General features: G+C 68.6%; 16 protein-coding genes. 10 read left to right on the top strand and 6 right to left on the bottom strand.

The annotated features are described in order from the left end of the window. Nucleotides 1-400 precede the first annotated feature (400 nt). Nucleotides 401-667 carry a hypothetical protein gene (locus ASF34_RS08185; protein ID WP_018045876.1) on the top strand — a complete coding sequence of 89 codons (267 nt, stop codon included), beginning with the start codon at nucleotides 401-403 and terminating at the stop codon, nucleotides 665-667. A gap of 181 nt (nucleotides 668-848) precedes the next feature. Beyond that, nucleotides 849-1049, top strand: coding sequence for a hypothetical protein (locus tag ASF34_RS08180; protein ID WP_244478941.1), 201 nt, complete (start codon nucleotides 849-851; stop codon nucleotides 1047-1049). Nucleotides 1050-1115: 66 nt separating this feature from the next. Here ASF34_RS08180 and ASF34_RS08175 read toward each other — a convergent pair whose 3' ends face one another. The 3 genes from ASF34_RS08175 to ASF34_RS08165 form a co-directional block, all read right to left on the bottom strand. Continuing rightward, on the bottom strand, nucleotides 1116-1670 hold the full coding sequence (locus tag ASF34_RS08175; RefSeq protein ID WP_051074442.1) for a MarR family winged helix-turn-helix transcriptional regulator: 555 nt from the start codon (nucleotides 1668-1670) through the stop codon (nucleotides 1116-1118). Nucleotides 1671-2027: 357 nt separating this feature from the next. Next, nucleotides 2028-2417: a response regulator gene (locus ASF34_RS08170; protein WP_056148853.1), complete on the bottom strand. Its 390-nt coding sequence runs from the start codon at nucleotides 2415-2417 to the stop codon at nucleotides 2028-2030. 81 nt (nucleotides 2418-2498) lie between these two features. Then, a complete protein-coding gene (locus tag ASF34_RS08165) occupies nucleotides 2499-3767 on the bottom strand; it encodes an adenosylmethionine--8-amino-7-oxononanoate transaminase (RefSeq protein WP_056160468.1) in 1269 nt (422 codons plus the stop codon). A 145-nt stretch (nucleotides 3768-3912) separates the two neighbouring features. On the opposite strand from ASF34_RS08165, the gene ASF34_RS08160 reads away from it, so the two are divergent. Together ASF34_RS08160 and ASF34_RS08155 are read left to right on the top strand one after the other, a co-directional pair. Next, a complete protein-coding gene (locus ASF34_RS08160; protein ID WP_244478939.1) occupies nucleotides 3913-5478 on the top strand; it encodes a hypothetical protein in 1566 nt (521 codons plus the stop codon). Between the two features lie 50 nt (nucleotides 5479-5528). Beyond that, nucleotides 5529-6764, top strand: a complete 1236-nt coding sequence (locus ASF34_RS08155; protein ID WP_056160466.1) for an aminotransferase class I/II-fold pyridoxal phosphate-dependent enzyme — start codon at nucleotides 5529-5531, stop codon at nucleotides 6762-6764. On the opposite strand, the gene ASF34_RS08150 is transcribed toward ASF34_RS08155, so the two are convergent. Next, nucleotides 6701-10126 (bottom strand): acyl-[ACP]--phospholipid O-acyltransferase, encoded by a 3426-nt coding sequence (locus tag ASF34_RS08150; RefSeq protein ID WP_056161130.1) that lies wholly within the window; start codon nucleotides 10124-10126, stop codon nucleotides 6701-6703. The genes ASF34_RS08155 and ASF34_RS08150 overlap by 64 nt on opposite strands. Before the next feature lie 184 nt (nucleotides 10127-10310). Here ASF34_RS08150 and ASF34_RS08145 point away from each other — a divergent pair, with 184 nt between their 5' ends. The 4 genes from ASF34_RS08145 (at nucleotide 10311) to ASF34_RS08130 (ending at nucleotide 12280) form a co-directional block, all read left to right on the top strand. Then, nucleotides 10311-10928: a TetR/AcrR family transcriptional regulator gene (locus ASF34_RS08145; RefSeq protein WP_056148659.1), complete on the top strand. Its 618-nt coding sequence runs from the start codon at nucleotides 10311-10313 to the stop codon at nucleotides 10926-10928. 149 nt (nucleotides 10929-11077) lie between these two features. Beyond that, the gene (locus ASF34_RS08140) at nucleotides 11078-11359 is read left to right on the top strand and encodes a BrnT family toxin (RefSeq protein ID WP_056160464.1); all 282 of its coding nucleotides are present in this window, start codon (nucleotides 11078-11080) and stop codon (nucleotides 11357-11359) included. After that, on the top strand, nucleotides 11329-11691 hold the full coding sequence (locus ASF34_RS08135; protein WP_056160463.1) for a helix-turn-helix domain-containing protein: 363 nt from the start codon (nucleotides 11329-11331) through the stop codon (nucleotides 11689-11691). Before ASF34_RS08140 ends, ASF34_RS08135 begins: the two co-directional genes overlap by 31 nt. Before the next feature lie 19 nt (nucleotides 11692-11710). Beyond that, a complete protein-coding gene (locus ASF34_RS08130) occupies nucleotides 11711-12280 on the top strand; it encodes a pyridoxamine 5'-phosphate oxidase family protein (protein WP_056160461.1) in 570 nt (189 codons plus the stop codon). Between the two features lie 127 nt (nucleotides 12281-12407). On the opposite strand, the gene ASF34_RS08125 is transcribed toward ASF34_RS08130, so the two are convergent. Continuing rightward, complete coding sequence (locus ASF34_RS08125; RefSeq protein WP_056160459.1) at nucleotides 12408-13280, bottom strand: DUF3108 domain-containing protein; 873 nt, start codon at nucleotides 13278-13280, stop codon at nucleotides 12408-12410. A gap of 124 nt (nucleotides 13281-13404) precedes the next feature. Further along, on the bottom strand, nucleotides 13405-14424 hold the full coding sequence (locus ASF34_RS08120; RefSeq protein ID WP_056160457.1) for a gamma carbonic anhydrase family protein: 1020 nt from the start codon (nucleotides 14422-14424) through the stop codon (nucleotides 13405-13407). Between the two features lie 225 nt (nucleotides 14425-14649). Here ASF34_RS08120 and ASF34_RS08115 point away from each other — a divergent pair, with 225 nt between their 5' ends. Then, complete coding sequence (locus ASF34_RS08115; protein ID WP_018045862.1) at nucleotides 14650-15141, top strand: molybdenum cofactor biosynthesis protein MoaE; 492 nt, start codon at nucleotides 14650-14652, stop codon at nucleotides 15139-15141. A 136-nt stretch (nucleotides 15142-15277) separates the two neighbouring features. Then, nucleotides 15278-16444 (top strand): AI-2E family transporter, encoded by a 1167-nt coding sequence (locus ASF34_RS08110; protein WP_056160455.1) that lies wholly within the window; start codon nucleotides 15278-15280, stop codon nucleotides 16442-16444. Nucleotides 16445-16520 lie beyond the last annotated feature (76 nt).

The following is a 16520-nucleotide window of genomic DNA, read 5'->3' as shown; positions in this document are numbered from 1 at the left end:
CGGTCGGCGTCTGGCCGATGTCGGCGAACGGTGGCGGCGCGGCCGCCCTCCCGGCTCCCGCTCGGGCCGCCGCAGCGGCCGTCAGGCGGAGGCCGGGCTCGTAATTCGAAGGCGGCTCAGGCCGCGCGGGACGTCGAGAACGCGCATTTCCGGCTTCTAGCAGTGCCGCACGGCAGAAACCAGCAGCCGCGAGGCGATCATCCTCCCGCATCGTCCAGCCGGTCACGTGTCGGCCAGGGCCGATCGGGATTCGATGCCACCTTTTGGAAGCTCGGCCGTTATCAGCCTATGCGTGACGGCGCGCCATCCCGGTCGGGAGCGGTGCAGATCCGGACGCTGAAGGTCGATCCGGCCGCAAGACCGCGGCCGGGATTCGAAAAGACGAAGAGGAAATCCCGTCATGAAGAAGGCATTGCTTGCCGCCACCCTCGTCCTGTCCGCTTTCGCCCTGTCGGGCGCGGCAGAAGCCCAGGGCCTGCCCGGTGGCGTCCGCCGCGGCGCGGCCGAGGGTGACCGGGTCGGCGGACCGATCGGCGGCATCGTGGGCGGCGCCGTCGGCGGCGCGGTCGGGACGGTCAACGGCGCTCTCGGGATCGATCCGGGCCGTCGCGCTTACCGGACGCGCATGAACTCGCGTCGCCATTACCGTCACCGTCACCACCGCTGAGGCGCACCCTGACCGGCCCTCCCGCGACCGGGAGGGCCGGCGGTCCTGCTCGAAACGAAGCTCATCAGTTTAAGTTTGTCTTTATGCGGGTGTGACAGCTTCGGTCCTGTGATACCGAAGGGCCGTCCGCGTCATGGCAAAATGGGTTCCCCTGACGGCCCTTTTCGGGCTCGTCTGTCTCATGGTGATCCCGACGCCGGGCGTGATCGGCATCCTGATCGGGAGTGCCTGCGCCCTCGCCATTATCGTCAGCGGCATCCTTATCTTGATCGACCGGCTGGCCGGGCGCCTCGCTCTCCGGCTGGAGCGCCGGAAGCAACGACGCGCGCCCAAACGCAAGCAGGGCGTCCATGCCCATTCGGGTATAGCCCGGAAGATCTGACAGCGGACCTTGCGTCGCGGCGGACATGTCCCCGATTCGCCTGCCGAGGGTAGGAGCCGCCGAGTCTCAGTCGAGGCGATCGCTCTGGATCGGCACGACCAGCGCATCGGGCTCGTCCTCGTCGTTCTCGATATCGGCGTCGCCATCGACTTCGTGGCCGGTCACACCCGAGACGTCGGCGAGGTTGCGGGCGGCCTTGCGCAGGAGCTTGCGCAGGCGGCGTCGCTCCTTGCCGTCGAACCCATCGAGCATCTCCGCTTCGACCTCGTCCCAGAGGCGCTCGATGGCTTCCGCCTTGGCGAGGCCCGCATCGGTGAGTCGCACGCGGACGATGCGGCCATCCCCGGCCTCTGCGCGCCGCTCGACGAAGCCGAGGGCCGCAAGGCGCGAGATCGTCTTCGAGGCCGTGGGCGGCCGGACCCGAAGGGTGGCGGCGAGATCGCCCATGGTCATCGTGCCGGCGACCGCCAAAGCCTGAACCACCTGTTCCTGTCCGGCGAACAGGTCGAGGGCGGCGAGACGATCCCCCACCCGAGAGCGGTGCAGCCGCGCCGCCTGGACCAGGGCCCAGCCGACGCTCTTCGAGCCGGGGGGGCGAATACGTTTGTCGGACTTGCCCATCGTCTGTTCGGTGTCCCTGCCGGCTTTGTCGGTCTTGCCCAACTCGGACTTGGCCAACTCGGACTTGCCCGATGATATGGCCTTGCCGGACGATACCGCCCCTCGCTCTTCAGCCGAAACCATCGCCGCCCGACTCCACACCCGCAGGAGGCCGCGTTCCCGAGCCGCCGTTTGAGATCCCGGCGAAGGAGGCGGACCATGTGCGTGCAGATGGCGTCCGGCTCGTGAAGCTGAGATGACAGTCGGCTCAAATTCGCGAGGAAACCAACAGCCGGCGAAGAGATGTTCCTCCAGGCAAAGCGATCTTCGCCGGCCGAAACCAGGCCGACGACCGGTTCTGGACTGTCGTCCGGCGTCTCAGCAGGGGATCAGGCTCTGGATCTGCTGGAGGATATCTTCTCCGGTGCAGGGACGGGAAATGAAGCGGGCACCTGCGGGAATCCGCTCCGGGTCGGGGGCGGCACGGCCCGAGACGATGACGATCGGCAGGGTCGGCCGTGCCTCCGACACCGCGTTGGCGAGATCGAACCCGTTGACCTTGCCCGACAGTTCCACGTCCGTGATCAGCCCGCGGATATCCGTGCGGGCCTGTAAGATACCCAGCGCCCGCTCCGCGGAGGCGCATTGCACCGTCTCGTAGCCGCCGTCCTCGAGGACATCCCCGAGGTCCATGATCGTCAGGGCTTCATCCTCGACGAGGAGGATCACCGGCCTGTCGTCGTCCGAGCGCGTCGTCTCATTCACCACGATGCCCACCCTTCACCGTTTGACCCAACTTGATCCAACGATAAACATCCGTTCAGGTTGCAGGGTGGGAGCGGACAGATTTCAGGGCCCTGCCTCGGTGTCGGCCGATGTCCGAACCACGTGGGCCACGGCTTCGCATAAACGGTCGAGATCGTCCGGCTCGATGGTCAGGGCCGGCGTCAGGTAGACGATGTCGCCGAAGGGGCGGACCCAGACCCCCTGCTCCACGAAGCGCGCCTTGAGCGCAGCGAGATCGGGTGCGCGCGCGAACTGCACGACGCCGATGGCGCCCAGAACGCGGATGTCGGCGATGCCGGGGAGACCGCGCAGGCCGGAGAGTCCCTCTGCCAAGCGGATCTCGATGGCCCGTGCCTGTTCCAGACGCGGCTCGGTCTCGAACAGGTCGAGGCTGGCATTGGCGGCAGCGCAGGCGAGGGGATTGGCCATGAAAGTCGGGCCGTGCATCAGCGCCGCCGAGGGATCGTCGGACAGGAAGGCCTCGAAGACCGGACGCCGCGCGATCGTCGCGGCCAGCGCCATGGTGCCGCCGGTGAGTGCCTTCGACAGGCAGAGGATGTCGGGCACGATCCCGGCCTGCTCGCAGGCGAACAGGGTGCCGGTTCGGCCGAAACCGGTGAAGATCTCGTCGGCGATGAGGGGCAGGCCGTGCCGCTCGGCCGCCCGCGCCACCCGTGCCAGGGTCTCGGGGGCGTGCATCACCATGCCTCCCGCCCCCTGGACCAGGGGCTCGACGATGATCGCCGCGAGGGTATCGCCATGCTCGGCCAAGGCACGGTCGAGGGCGTCGGCCGTGGCGTCGTCGCGCGGAAGATCGCAGAAGACTTGAGTCGGCAAGTAGGCGCCGAAGCGCCGATGCATGCCCTCCTCCGGGTCGCAGACCGACATCGCTCCCATCGTGTCGCCATGGTAGCCGCCGCGGAACGCGAGGAACCGGCTGCGTCCGGCGATGCCGCGGTTGAGCCACATCTGCGCGGCCATCTTGAGCGCCACTTCCACCGCCACCGATCCGGAATCGGTGAAGAACACGTGGTCGAGGTCGCCCGGCGCCAGGGCGGCGAGGCGGGACGCCAGGCGCTCGGCCGGCGCATGGGTGAGCCCCCCGAACATCACATGGGGCATGGCCTCGAGCTGAGCCGCCACCGCCGCACGGATATGCGGATGGTTGTAGCCATGGACCGCGGTCCACCACGAGGCGATGCCGTCGATGAGTTCGCGCCCGTCGGCGAGCAGGATCCGCGAGCCCGAGGTGCGCACGGCCTCGAGGGGCGGCGCCGCGGTCCGCATCTGCGTATAGGGCCGCCAGAGAGAGTTTTTCGCATCCGTAGGCATTCGTGCGGGATGAGCGTGCGCGGCCGAACGGTCAAGGGAGCGAACTGCAACCCGATCTTAAAGCCGTCGGAGGCATGGTCTGCGACCCTGCCCTCCAGGCCATCGACCGGCCCTCCGGAGGGATCTCGTTGTCCGGGACTGTCCTGTGCCTGCCGAGAGACCCGAACTCATCCCCGGCCGGCTTTGGGGCACGTCGCCGCCGACCGTGGCGCTGTTCGCTCTCCTGTTCGTCATCGCCTTGCTCCCGGTGCTGACGATGCCGATCCCGGCGATGGTGGATTATCCCAACCACCTCGCCCGCATGTACATCCTCGTGCGGGACGGAACCCCGCAGGCGCACCCCTTCTACCGGGTGACCTGGGCGCTCTATCCCAACCTCGCCATGGATCTCGTCGTCCCGCTCGTCGCGCGGATCACGAGCGTCGAACTCGCGACCCGGCTGTTCCTGCTGGCGAGCCAGATCCTCACGATCACAGGGGCCATCGCTATCGAGCTCGCCGTGAAGCGCCGCTTTCAGGTGAGCGGGTTCCTCGCGTTGCTGGTGCTCTACAGCGTTCCCTTCGCCTGGGGTTTCGTGAACTTCCAGTTCGCCCTCGGCATCGCGCTGTGGGGGATCGCCTGCTGGATCGTCCTGCAGGACCGGGCCTGGCCGCTCCGGCTCGCGCTTCACACTCTCTTCGTGGCCCTGCTGTTCGGCGCCCATCTGTTCGCGCTCGGCCTTTACGGTTTCACCCTCGGCATTCACGAGCTCTGGCGTGCCCGGACCCGAAAGCCCGCCCTGCCGACGACGATGGCGCGCTTCCTCACCCTCGCCCTGCCGGCGCTCGTCGCCTTCGGGGTCATGAAGGCGACGGGGGGCGCCGTCGGCCAGGAGGGGACCGCCTGGAACGGTCGGACCAAGCTCTTGATGGCGTTCGCCACGCTGAACGGCTACGATCTTTGGCTCTCCACCGGCGGCACGGTGATCCTCGTCGGCCTCATCGGGTCCGCCGCGATGCGAGGCGCGGTCCGGCCGATTCAATCCGGGGGCTGGCTGGCGGCCGGCCTCGCGGCGCTCTTCGTCGTCCTGCCCACGCGCCTGTTCGACACGTCCTTCGTCGATCTCCGGGTGACGGTGGCAGCGCTTCTCATCGTTCCCGGCTTCATCGTGGTGTCGCCACCGAGCCGGGCCTGGGGACGACTTGCCGCTGCGGCCGTCCTGGGCGTGACCCTGGCGAACCTCGCCTCCGCCCTCACCGTCGCGGCGCTCTACCGGAGCGAGTATGCGGCGCTCGTCGCGTCCTTCGGGCAGTTGAAGCCTGGTTCCCGCGTGCTCGTGGGCCATAGCGGCAGCGGAGAGGACGCCCCCCTCGGCGACCTCTCCGATTATCCGATCTACAACGCGGCGACGCTGGCCGTCGCCTATGCGGATGCGTTCGTGCCGACGCTGTTCACCTCCATCGGCAAGCAGCCGGTGACGGTGATCGATGGCTACCGCCATCTGGCCGTCCCCTATGGCGGCCCGACGGCGATGGTGATCCTGCGCGACATCGCCGAGGGCCGGCCCCGTCTGGACGCGCCGGATTATACCCGCGCCTGGACCAAGGATTTCGACTACCTCTACGTCGTCGGCCCCTCGGCTCCGAACCCGATGCCGGGCTTCCTCGTGCCCCTGGCGGCATCCGGGCGATTCGCGCTCTACCGCATCGAGGGGCGCCGGTCCCGAAAGTGACCATGGCGCGTGCTTGACATCGCGATGGTGCGGGCTTCCTTCCCGCTCCCATGTCCGACCCCGACCGCACCACCAGCCTCGAAGCGTTCGCCCGAGACCATCTCGCCCGCCTCGACGAGACCTCCCTGCGCCGGCACCTCGTTCCCACCATGCGCGGCCCGCAGGCGGCGGCGACGCGACAGGGGCGCAGCCTCGTCTCGTTCTCCTGCAACGATTATCTCGGCCTGTCGCAGGATCCGCGCGTCATCGCGGCGGCTCAGGCCGCGACCGCCCTTTACGGGACGGGGGCCGGTGCCTCCCGTCTCGTCACCGGCAGCCACCCGCCCCTCGCCGCCCTGGAAGAGCGCCTCGCCACCCATAAGGGGACGGAAGCGGCCCTGGTTTTCGGCAGCGGCTATCTCGCCAATCTCGGCATCGTCTCCGGGCTCGCCGGCCCGCGCGACCTGATCCTCGTGGACGCGCTCGGCCATTCCTGTCTCTGGGCCGGGGCGCGGCTCTCCGGCGCGAAGGTGCTGCGGTTCGCCCATAACGACCTCGGCGATCTCGAAGCGCTCCTGACCAAGCACCGCTCCCGCCACCAGCATGCGCTGATCCTCACGGAACGCGTCTACAGCATGGACGGCGACCGGGGTCCGATCGCCGACATCCTGCATCTCGCCGACGCGCACGATGCCTGGACCCTGGTGGACGACGCCCACGGCCTCGGCGTCATCGGGAAGGACGCGCGGGCGCCCCTCGAAATGGGCACTCTGTCGAAAACGCTCGGCTCCTATGGCGGCTATCTCTGCGCCTCTCGCGCCGTGGTCGATCTGATGACGAGCCGCGCCCGCAGCTTCGTCTACACCACCGGGCTTCCCCCGGCCTCGGCCGCTGCCGCACTGGCCGCCCTCGACATCGTCGAGGCCGAGCCGGATTACGCCGCGCGTCCGCTCGCCCTCGCCCGGCGCTTCACCGCGCAACTCGGCCTACCCGGGGCGCAGAGCCCCATCGTCCCCATCCTCATCGGCGAAGCGGACGCCGCGCTCGGCCTTTCGGCCGCTCTGGAGGAGCAGGGCTATCTCGTGGTCGCCATCCGCCCGCCCACAGTCCCGGCCGGGACGGCGCGGCTGCGTGTGGCGTTCTCCGCCGCGCATACGGAGGCACAGGTGGATGGGTTGGCCGAGGCGGTGCTGGGACAATGGCCACGAACCCTCCCCCCTTTGCGGGAGAGGGTTCGCGAGACCTACGCCGCAGCGGTGGACTCGCCGCCGGCCCGCTCGCGCGCCAGCTTGACCACGCCGACCTGATCCACCTTACCGGTGCCCAGCATCGGCAGCTTGTCCAGGACCACCACTTCGGCCGGGATGGCGATCTCGGTGGCGCCCTTGGTCTTGGCGAAGGCCTGATAAGCGGGGCGGGTGGCGTCCTTGCGCTCCGTGAACAGGATCAGCCGCTCGCCCTTGCGCGCATCCGGCACCGCCGCCACCGCACTCGGCGTATCCGGCCAGAGTTCGCCCGCGATGGCCTCGATGCCGGCCAGCGACACCATCTCGCCGGCGATCTTGGCGAAGCGCTTGGCGCGGCCCTTGATCGTAACGAACCCTTCCGCGTCGATGGCGACGATGTCGCCGGTATCGTGCCAGCCGTCGGGCGGTGCCTCGAGCACGCCGGGCTTCTCCGCCCTGAGATAGCCGAGCATCACGTTCGGGCCCTTCACCGAGAGACGGCCGCCTTCCTCGATGCCGGGCACCGGTTCGAGCCGGGACTCGATTCCCGGCAGGAGCCGGCCGACGGTGCCGAAGCGGTTGAACATCGGCGTGTTGAGGGCGACCACCGGCCCGCATTCGGTAACGCCGTAGCCTTCGAGAATGCGCAGGCCGAACTTCTCGCTCCACGTCGTCCGGGTTGCCTGCTTCACCGCCTCGGCGCCGGCCACCACGTAGCGGAGCGAGCGCAGGTCGTAGGAATGGGCCGTCTTGGCGTAGCCGGAGAGGAAGGTGTCGGTGCCGAACAGGACGGTGGCGTTCGAGCCGTAGATGAGTTCCGGCACGATCCGGTAATGCAGCGGCGACGGGTAGAGATAGACCGGCACGCCGGAGACCAGGGGCAGGATCAGGCCCGCCGTCAGTCCGAAGGCGTGGAACACCGGCAGCACGTTGAAGACCTTGTCGGTCGGCCCGAAATCGATGCGGGCCGCGACCTGGGCGGTGTTCGCGAGCATGCAGCGATGGGCGAGTACCACGCCCTTGGGCGTGCCTTCCGAGCCCGACGTGAATAGGATCGCCGCCGGATCGTCGCCGCGTCGCGCCACGAGGGGTTTGCGGGGGCTGAGGAAGCCGCGGATCTTGTCGCCGGTGGTGACGCTGGCGCGCACGTCCTCAAGGTAGACGAGCTTCACCTTGCCCTGGATGGCCTCGATCAGGCCGCCGAGGCGGCCCTTCTCGATGAAGGCGCGAGAGGTGAGGATGGTGCCGACCTCCGCCGCCGAGCAGGCCGAGAGGACGTTGGCGGGGCCGGCGGAGAAGTTGATCATCGCCGGCACGCGCCCTGCGCTCGCCAGGGCGAAGAACGTCACCGCCGCGCCGTTGGCATTGGGCAGCATCAGCCCGATGGCCTTGCCCTCGGCGGCGAGCGGCATCAGCTTCCGGCCCAGGATGTTGGCGCCCATGACGAGGCGCGAATAGCTGAGCGTGCCCGTGACCGGGTCCTCCAGCGCCGTGCGGCGCCAGCCATGGTCGGCCCCCGCCTGGATCAGGGCGCTCATCACGCTGCGGTCGATGAAGGCGGTGTCGAAGACGAGATCGGACATGATGTCGTACAGCGCCGCTCCAGCCGCGCGCCGCCGGTTCTTGCCCTTGAGCGCGGGGTCGACGGTAAGCGCCACCGGCGACATCACCGTGACGATGACCTTCGGCCACCAGCGACGGCGGACCTGATTGCGGGAGAGGCGCGAGAAGGCGGTCTTCTCCAGCCCCTCGATCTTCACCGGAACCACCTTCGCCCCGGATTTCTCGGCGATGAGGCCGGCGCCGTCATAGACCTTCATCAGGCTGCCCGTGACGGTGAGGCGGCCTTCGGGGAAGATGATCAGCGTTTCGCCGTTCTTCACGGCATTGATGAGCGTGCGGGTTGCCAGCGGCCGGGTCGGGTCCAGCGGCATCGCCTTGGTCACCCGCAGGAAGGGCTTCACCCACCAGCGCTGCGCGATGCCGTGGTCGACGGCGAAGACCGGCTCCTTGTCGAGGAGCGAGAGGGCCAGCGGTGCATCCAGAAACGAGACGTGGTTGAGGGCGATGATGGCGTTGGGGCCGGCCTTCTCGACATTCTCGAGACCCCGCACTTCGAGCCGGTAGAAGGCGCGGAACAGGATCGAGAGGAAGTCGCGGAAGGCGCTCGTGGGCATCACCTTCAGCACGATCACGCCGGCGGCGAGGTTGGCGACGCCGATGAGGGTGAGGAGCGAGGCCATCGACCAGCCCGCGCCCTGCAGAGCGGCGAGCCCCAGCGCTCCGGTGACCATGAAGGCGGCGGTCAGGACATTCACCGCGCCGATGACGCGGGCGCGCTTGTCCTTGTCGGTCCAGGCCTGCACGGCGGCGAAGGAGGGCACGATGTAGAGGCCGCCCGCGATGGCGAGGCCGGCGAAGGACGCCGCCACGCGAAGGCCCGTCCCGGTGGAGAGGAAGGCGCCGGCCCCCATCACCTCGCCGGAGACCGGCGGCAGGTGCGAGACGGTCCAGGCGAGGTCGAGGGCGAACAAGCCCATGAACAGCGCGCCGATCGGCGTCGGCAGCAGGACGATGCGTCCGCTGGCGAGCCAGGAGGCCAGGGCCGAACCGACGGCGATGCCCACCGAGAAGATCGCGAGCAGCAGGGTGACCACCGTCTCCGAGCCGTTCAGGCTCTCGCGCACCAGCACCGGCAGTAGGGCGAGCACCACGGCACCCACCAGCCAGAACCAGCTGACGATGAGCGAGCCGCGCCACAGCCGGGTATCGGCGTAGAGGTCACGCAGCAGGGCCACGGTGGAGCGGGCGACGTTGGGATCGATTCTGAGCGTCGGCGCTGCCTCGCCGGTGGAGGGAATCTGTCGGGCCGAAAGCCAGCACAGGATCGCGAACACCATGATCAGGGCGCTGAAGGCCAGGGCATCGCCGCCGAGCGCGCTGGCGAAGCCGGCCACGATGGTCCCGAGCAGGATGGCCAGGAAGGTCGCCGCCTCGACCAGTGCGTTGCCCGCCGTCAGCTCGTTGCGCTTCAGGTGGTCGGGCAGGATGCCGTACTTGATCGGGCCGAACAGGGCCGCCACCGTGCCGAACAGGCCGAGCGCCACGAACAGGATCGGCACCGAGTGGAGGAAGAAGCCGATCGCGGCGGCGGCGGCGGCGAAGATCTCCGCGAATTTGAGGCGTTTGGCGATGAGTGCCTTGTCGTAGCGGTCGGCGAGTTCGCCCCCGAGACCCGACAGGATGAAGAACGGGCCGATGAAGACGGCGCCGGCCAGGGTCACCAGGATGCCCGGATGGGCGGCCTCTCCCCCGGCGCCCGCGACCTTGAACAGGATCAGGAAGACCAGGGCGTTCTTCAGGAAATTGTCGTTGAATGCCGAGAAGAATTGGCACCAGAACAGGGGCGCGAACCGGCGGGTCGTCATCAAGGTACGAAACATCAGGGTCTCCTCGGGGCGGACCATGACTGCCCACCCTGTAACGAACCGTCAAATCCGGCACGGCCGCGATTTTTGAACGTTGTGCAAAATAACTGCCGTTGTTGAAGGCGGCAACGTTGATTTTGTACGGCGTGCAATCTATGGGTCGGCGAGGTGCCGGGCGGCACGCGATGGCGGGGATGGCGTGGCGAAGGCAACGAAACCGGCACGGCGGGGCACCGGCCCACGAGGCGAGCATAACCGCGAGGAATTCGAGGCTCTGGTGACCAAGGCGGCAGAGGGGCTGGTCCGCAGGGAGGGCCTGCGCGGCCTCGGCATGCGCCGGCTCGCCTCGGTGATCGGCTACGCTCCGAACTCGATCTACAATGGTGTCGGCGATCTCGATGCTGTGGTGATGCGGGTCAACGCCCGGACCCTGGAGCGCCTGCACGCGGCCCTCACCGGCGCGATCCGTCCCGACGCCGGTCCGCGCGACAACGCCCTTGCCCTCGCCGATGCCTATCTCGCCTTCGTGGCCTCGGACCCTCAGGTCTGGAGCCTCGTCTTCGAACATTCCCTGGCACCGGACTCGACCTTTCCCGACTGGTACGCCGCCGCCCTCGCCCAGGCGACCGACCTCGTCGACGGGGTGCTCGAACCTCTGATCCCGGATGCGAGCGAGAGACGGCAGGCGGTGGCGACCCTCTGGGCCGGCCTTCACGGGCTCGCCTCCCTGTCCACCTCCAACAAGCTCGCCGTCCTGACCCCAGAGCCGCCGCGCGACCTGGCGCGGCTGCTGGTCGGGCGGTTCCTGCGGCCCTAGGAACCGCGTGTCGCAGCAAGGGAACCCGGCGTTTCCTACACTGAGGGGCGCTGGCAGCGTATATCTGTCTCTCGCGAAACTCCCGCGGAATCACCCTCTCTTCGGCTGCGGAGGCGGGCAGAGGGCTTTCCGGGGACGTGAAGCCCAGGATGAACTTCGATTGGGATCCGAGCAAGCAGGGCAAGGTTTTGGCGGAACGCGGCATCGATTTCGCCGACGCCGTCACGATCTTTGCGGGCCCCGTCCTCGTGAAGACGGACACGCGGCAGGATTACGGAGAAGTTCGTATGATCGCCATCGGACAGATGAACGAGGTTTTCGTCACGGTTGTCGACACTGATCGTGGCGATACGCGATGGATCATCACGGCTTGGCCAGCGAACCGCAAGGAGCGCGCGGAATGGCAAAGATCACACTTGAAGAAGCCTTGAAACGTCCCGTCACGGTCGATCGCGCCAGATTGGACGCGACCACCGAAGAGGATATCCGCCGCTATGTGATCGAGGACGGGTTCGACCCGGACGATCCCTCCCACCTTGATGGCGCGGCCATCGTGCTGCCTCCTCGGATGATCCGCGAGCGCCTCGGCATGACGCAGGCGACCTTCGCCGAGGTGATCGGCGCACCTCTGGCGACCCTCAAGAACTGGGAACAGGGCCGCACCATGATCCCGCCCTACGTCCGCACTCTTCTCAACATCCTGGATCGCGAGCCCGAAGCAGCCCTGCGCGCGATCATGGCGGGACGTTCCGAGGCGGCGTAGCGCAGCGAGAAAGACATTCATGGCCAAGCAGTTTCCGGCCCTCGAACAGCGCCACCTCGATTTCATCGCGCGCCAGCATATCGTCTTCACCGCCTCGGCGGCGGAGGGCACGCGGATCAACCTCTCGCCGCGCGGCACCGATACGTTCCGGATCATCGACCCGAACACCATCGTCTATCTCGACCGTACCGGAAGCGGCAACGAGACCGCTGCGCATCTGCGCGCGGATGGACGGCTGACGGTGATGTTCTGCGCCTTCGAAGGCGCGCCGACGATCCTGCGGCTCTACGGGCACGGAGAGGTTTTGGCGCGCGGCAGCGACGCCTATGCCGGTCTGCTGGCAGGCGCGTATGACGGACAGGAGCCGCCCGGAGCGCGTCAGATGGTGCGTCTCGTCATCGATCTCGTGCAGACCTCCTGCGGCTTCGGCCTGCCCGTGTTCGATTACCGCGAGGAGCGTCCCACCCTCGACCGCTGGGCCGAGGCCAAGACGGAGGCCGAACTCGACGCCTATCGTCGCCAGAAGAACGCCCGCAGCATGGACGGACTGCCCACGGGGCTGTTCGCCGACGAGGACGTGGCGGGCTAATATCGCGCGGCGTCAATCCCGGCTCGCGCACCGTCTCCTCGCATTCCCTCCCCTCCCCCGGCCGGCTGGAGCGCCAGCGGAAGGCGAGACGGGGGCGGGCGCAGGAAGACGCAAAGCGTCCGTCGTCTCAGCGGGCGTTGGGCAGGTGGACCTTCACCGCGCCGCGTCCGTCGGCCTTGAGCGGCGCACCCCATTGCGTCGCCTCGATCCCCGCCTGCCCCCAGCCGGTGGCCAGGGAGATCGTGAGCGGCAACAGCATCGCGCCGCCCGGAACGGGGGCGAGCCGTACGCGGATGTCGTCGTTCTCGGCCATGCGGCGCACGCTGCTGCCATTGGGGCGGTGGCCCGAAATCGGCACCCAGCGCGCCCGGCAATCGAGGGCCGGGCCGCGATAGGGGCCTTCCTGGACCGTCACCAGCACCCCGCGCGATAGAACGATATCCGCCCGGGCCACCCCGTTGAAGACCGGGATGCGGCGCTCGCAGAGGGCGACGTCGAGGGGCGCCGCGCCGAAAGGGATCGCCAGCATGGTCAGGGGATCGACGACACCCACCTTGTCCTGCGGCGCCACCGGGATCCGGTCGGGCGTCGGAGTCGGAGGCGGCTCCACGCTCTCGTCATGCGCGCGTCCGCCCGACAGAACCATGGAGACCCGGACCGGCTTTCGTCCATAGAGACTCTCGGATCGGAACGTGCCGGTGAGCGCTCCGCTCCGCGACCGTTCCCCCGATGCCGACGCCGTCCCCGATCCCTCGAAGAAGACACCGACAAGGCCGCGCAGGCCCGCCTTCAGATCGTAGGCATAGCGCCCACCCGCCTGATCGACGGCGAGGGTGGCCTCGCCGACGGGAAGGTCGAGGAACGACAGGCGATAGGTGATGGAGAAGCGTTGAGGCTCGGGGGCGGCCGAAGCGGGGGCCGGCACGGCGAGGGCCAGAAGCGCTGCGCCGATCACCGCAATGGAGCGCGTCTCCCAAGCATCATTGGACGAGGCGACCATGCGCTGCCCTCCTGCATGCCGTCATCCCTTAAGAGATGCCGCCACGTGTGCTGGTGCGGACCGGCACCTGCCGGGTGATCGTCGCATTCGAGAACCGGACGGCAGGCGCGCTTTGCGCTTCCCTTCAGTTCTCACCCGTCTCCATCTGCCGATACACCCGCCCATGCTCGCAATAGCCGGCGACGATGCGGGTCATCATCGCGCGCTTGTCCGCGTCGAGGGGGCCGAGGATGCGGGCGGGGCGGCCGCCCCAGAGATGGCCGCTCTCGAGGAGCTGGCCCGGATCGGTGGTGGAGCCGCCGGCGAGCAACGCGTCGTCGGCCACCACGGTGCCGGGGGCGAGCACGCAGCCGATGCCGATGAGGCTGCGCGCGCCGATCCGGCAATCGGCCATCCGCACGTTGTGCGCGATCGTGGTGTCGCGACCGATGACGACGCCCTCGGCCCGCGCTCGGATGACGGTGTTGTCCTGGATATTGGTGTCGGCGCCGACGAGGATGGGGCCGACCTCCGCATGCAGGTCGCAGGAGAACAATACGCTCGACCCAGCGCCGAGGGCGATGCGGCCGCGCAGGCGCGCGGTGCTGGCGACGTAGACACTCGGATCGACGTCGATCTCGTCGCCGGCGACGGGCGACGGGGTATCCCCCGTGGCCTCGCGCACGCGCTCGGCCCGCTCGGCGATCTCGGCTGCGGTGACGGGACGCTGGGGTTTCGCCGGGCTGCCGGCATAGGCGAAGCCCGCGGCGAGGTGCGAGCGCGGGAAGACGGTGGCCCCGGCCTCGATGAGCACTCCGTCCTCCACGGTGGCGCCGTCGAGGACGATGACGTCGTCCTCTATCACCACGTCGGACCCCACCGTGCAGGCATGGACCACGGCGTTGCGGCCCACCGTCACCCGGTCACCGACGAGGGTGGGATGCGAATCGGTGGCGATGTGGAGCGTCGAGCGATGGCCGAGCCAGAAGCGCTCACCGACGGTCACCGCCTCGCCGTCGGCACGGATCACGCTGTCGTCGCCGAGCCAGGCCTGGGCACCGATCGTCGCGGCGCCGATGACCGTGCTTCCGCGCCCGCACCAGACCGGACGGGCCGAGAAGACCGGCAGGACGCCGTCATGGGGCAGGATCAACTCAGGCGTCACGCGAGGGGAATTCCTTCGAAGCCGATGGCGTGGACCGGCTATGGGACCGGCGGGGCATGGAACCCATGCCGGTCGAGTGGTAAGGCCGGACGCCGGAATGGTGTTGCCGGAACGACGCGCGACAGCGTGGAACCACCGCGCGGACTTTGCAATGTCGCGCATCCCTTAAGGGGGATCAAACCCGGTCGCGAGGGCTTTCGCGCCGATGCGTCAAGGAATCGACGGATGTCAGCAGGCGAGACGACGGCGAACGATCGGGGCGCAGCCGCGATCAGCATCCAGAGCGCGCCCTTCGACGTGGCCGCCGAGATGGCCGCGCTGAGCGGTACGCTTCAAGGCAGGACCGGGGCGATCGTCACCTTCACCGGCCTGTGCCGCGACGAGGGCGGGCGCCTGACCGGACTCGAACTCGAACACTATCCCGGCATGGCCGAGGCGGAGATCGGCCGGGTGGTGGAGGCGGCGCAGGACCGCTGGCCGCTCCAGGCGGTGCGGGTGATCCACCGACACGGCCTCGTCGCGCCGGGCGACGGCATCGTTCTCGTGGTGACGGCGGCAAGTCACCGCGTGGCCGCTTTCGAGGCGGCGAGCTTCCTCATGGACTATCTCAAGACGAAGGCCCCGTTCTGGAAGCGCGAGCATCTGGCCGACGGCACCATGGGGGGCTGGGTCGAAGCCACGGGCGCCGACGACGAGGCCGCGTCACGCTGGGCGTGAGGTCGGACCGGCGGCGATTCGCCTCCGGTCCGTCCACAGAGGAGGGCGCGCCTCAGCCCGTTCGCCCCTTGCCTGTGACGGGTTTCGCGCGCCCGTTCGCACCGCGCTTCGGTAGACCGCGCGAGGGGACGGGCAGATGCAGCAGGGTACGCCGATCAAGGACGAGCCGGGTCCGCACCCCGCCAACTGGTCGCCGGCGGCCTCGGGAATCGCGGTGGTGGCGTTCATCGCCCTGCTGATCCTCGCCTGGACCGCCGCCTCGACCCTGCTCCTGATCTTCGCGGGAATCCTGCTCGGGGTCTTCCTCGATGGGCTGACGCGCTTGCTCGGCCAGGTGATCGGGCTCGGTCGCGGGCTCCGGCTCACCATCGTCAGCCTGATCCTCGGCGGGCTCACCCTCGGCTTCCTCGCCTTCGGCGGGGCGACGGTGGTGCAGCAGGGCAGGGAACTCGGCCAGACCGTCACGAAACAGGCCGGGTCTGTCCGTGACCGCCTGAAGGAATACGGGATCGATCTGCCGGCCTTCTCCGCACCGGAGCCGACGTCGGGCGATCAGGGCCCCGACAAAGCCAAGGACACCGAGACCGACAAGGAGAAGAAGGCCGGGGGCCTCGGCGGCCTCGCCTCGGGGGCGATCAAGAGCCCCGGTTCCCTCCTCTCGGATGCCGGCAGCATGCTCGGACCGGCGGCCGCCGTCGTCACCGGGCTGTTCAGCGCGCTGGGCAACGTCCTGGTGATCGTGTTCCTCGGCCTCGCCTGCGCGGCCGATCCCGCCAGCTACCGTGACGGCGCCGTCCGGTTCGTACCGCCCCGTTACCGTCCCCGCGCCACCGCTCTCCTCGACGGCATGGGCGAGACGCTGCGGCATTGGCTGTTCGGCCAGCTCATCACCATGGCGGTGATCTTCGTCTGCATCTGGGCGGGTTTGAGCTTCCTCGGTATCGGAGGTGCCCTCATCCTCGGCCTGCAGGCGGGACTCCTCGCCTTCATCCCCACGATCGGCCCGCTGATCGCCGGCGTCATCATCGTGCTGGCGGGCCTCGCCTCCGGCACCAATGCGGCGCTCGGCGCCTTCGGTGTCTACCTCGTGGTACAATGCCTGGAGAGCTACGGGCTGACGCCCTTCATCCAGAAGCGGGCTTTGGACATCCCGCCGGCCACCATCTTCGCCGGCCAGCTCGTGCTCGGTGTGCTGTTCGGCCTTTGGGGCATCGCCCTCGCGCTGCCGCTGATGGCGGTCATCAAGGTCTTGCTGGAACAGGTCTATATCGAGGACACGCTCGACGAGGAGGCGGATGTGTAAACGCGACGCTGTCCGAACGGCCTGACGACAACAGCCGAGACGTCGAAGCGGGGCGGATGGAACAACGGTCCGCCAT

Origin of the sequence: Methylobacterium sp. Leaf106 (assembly GCF_001422895.1) — a bacterium.
GTDB lineage: Bacteria > Pseudomonadota > Alphaproteobacteria > Rhizobiales > Beijerinckiaceae > Methylobacterium > Methylobacterium bullatum.
Note: the sequence above shows the minus strand (reverse complement) of the source record. Positions and strands in the feature narration are given on the sequence as shown.

What these genes read in the sequence shown, in the direction of transcription:
- ASF34_RS08180 (WP_244478941.1), top strand. Translation starts at nt 849, where the DNA reads ATGGTGATCCCGACGCCGGGCGTGATCGGCATCCTGATCGGGAGTGCC.
- ASF34_RS08165 (WP_056160468.1), bottom strand. Translation starts at nt 3,767, where the DNA reads ATGCCTACGGATGCGAAAAACTCTCTCTGGCGGCCCTATACGCAGATG.
- ASF34_RS08130 (WP_056160461.1), top strand. Translation starts at nt 11,711, where the DNA reads ATGGCCAAGCAGTTTCCGGCCCTCGAACAGCGCCACCTCGATTTCATC.
- ASF34_RS08140 (WP_056160464.1), top strand. Translation starts at nt 11,078, where the DNA reads ATGAACTTCGATTGGGATCCGAGCAAGCAGGGCAAGGTTTTGGCGGAA.
- ASF34_RS08110 (WP_056160455.1), top strand. Translation starts at nt 15,278, where the DNA reads ATGCAGCAGGGTACGCCGATCAAGGACGAGCCGGGTCCGCACCCCGCC.
- ASF34_RS08175 (WP_051074442.1), bottom strand. Translation starts at nt 1,670, where the DNA reads ATGGGCAAGTCCGACAAACGTATTCGCCCCCCCGGCTCGAAGAGCGTC.
- ASF34_RS08135 (WP_056160463.1), top strand. Translation starts at nt 11,329, where the DNA reads ATGGCAAAGATCACACTTGAAGAAGCCTTGAAACGTCCCGTCACGGTC.
- ASF34_RS08155 (WP_056160466.1), top strand. Translation starts at nt 5,529, where the DNA reads ATGTCCGACCCCGACCGCACCACCAGCCTCGAAGCGTTCGCCCGAGAC.
- ASF34_RS08125 (WP_056160459.1), bottom strand. Translation starts at nt 13,280, where the DNA reads ATGGTCGCCTCGTCCAATGATGCTTGGGAGACGCGCTCCATTGCGGTG.
- ASF34_RS08185 (WP_018045876.1), top strand. Translation starts at nt 401, where the DNA reads ATGAAGAAGGCATTGCTTGCCGCCACCCTCGTCCTGTCCGCTTTCGCC.
- ASF34_RS08150 (WP_056161130.1), bottom strand. Translation starts at nt 10,126, where the DNA reads ATGTTTCGTACCTTGATGACGACCCGCCGGTTCGCGCCCCTGTTCTGG.
- ASF34_RS08115 (WP_018045862.1), top strand. Translation starts at nt 14,650, where the DNA reads ATGTCAGCAGGCGAGACGACGGCGAACGATCGGGGCGCAGCCGCGATC.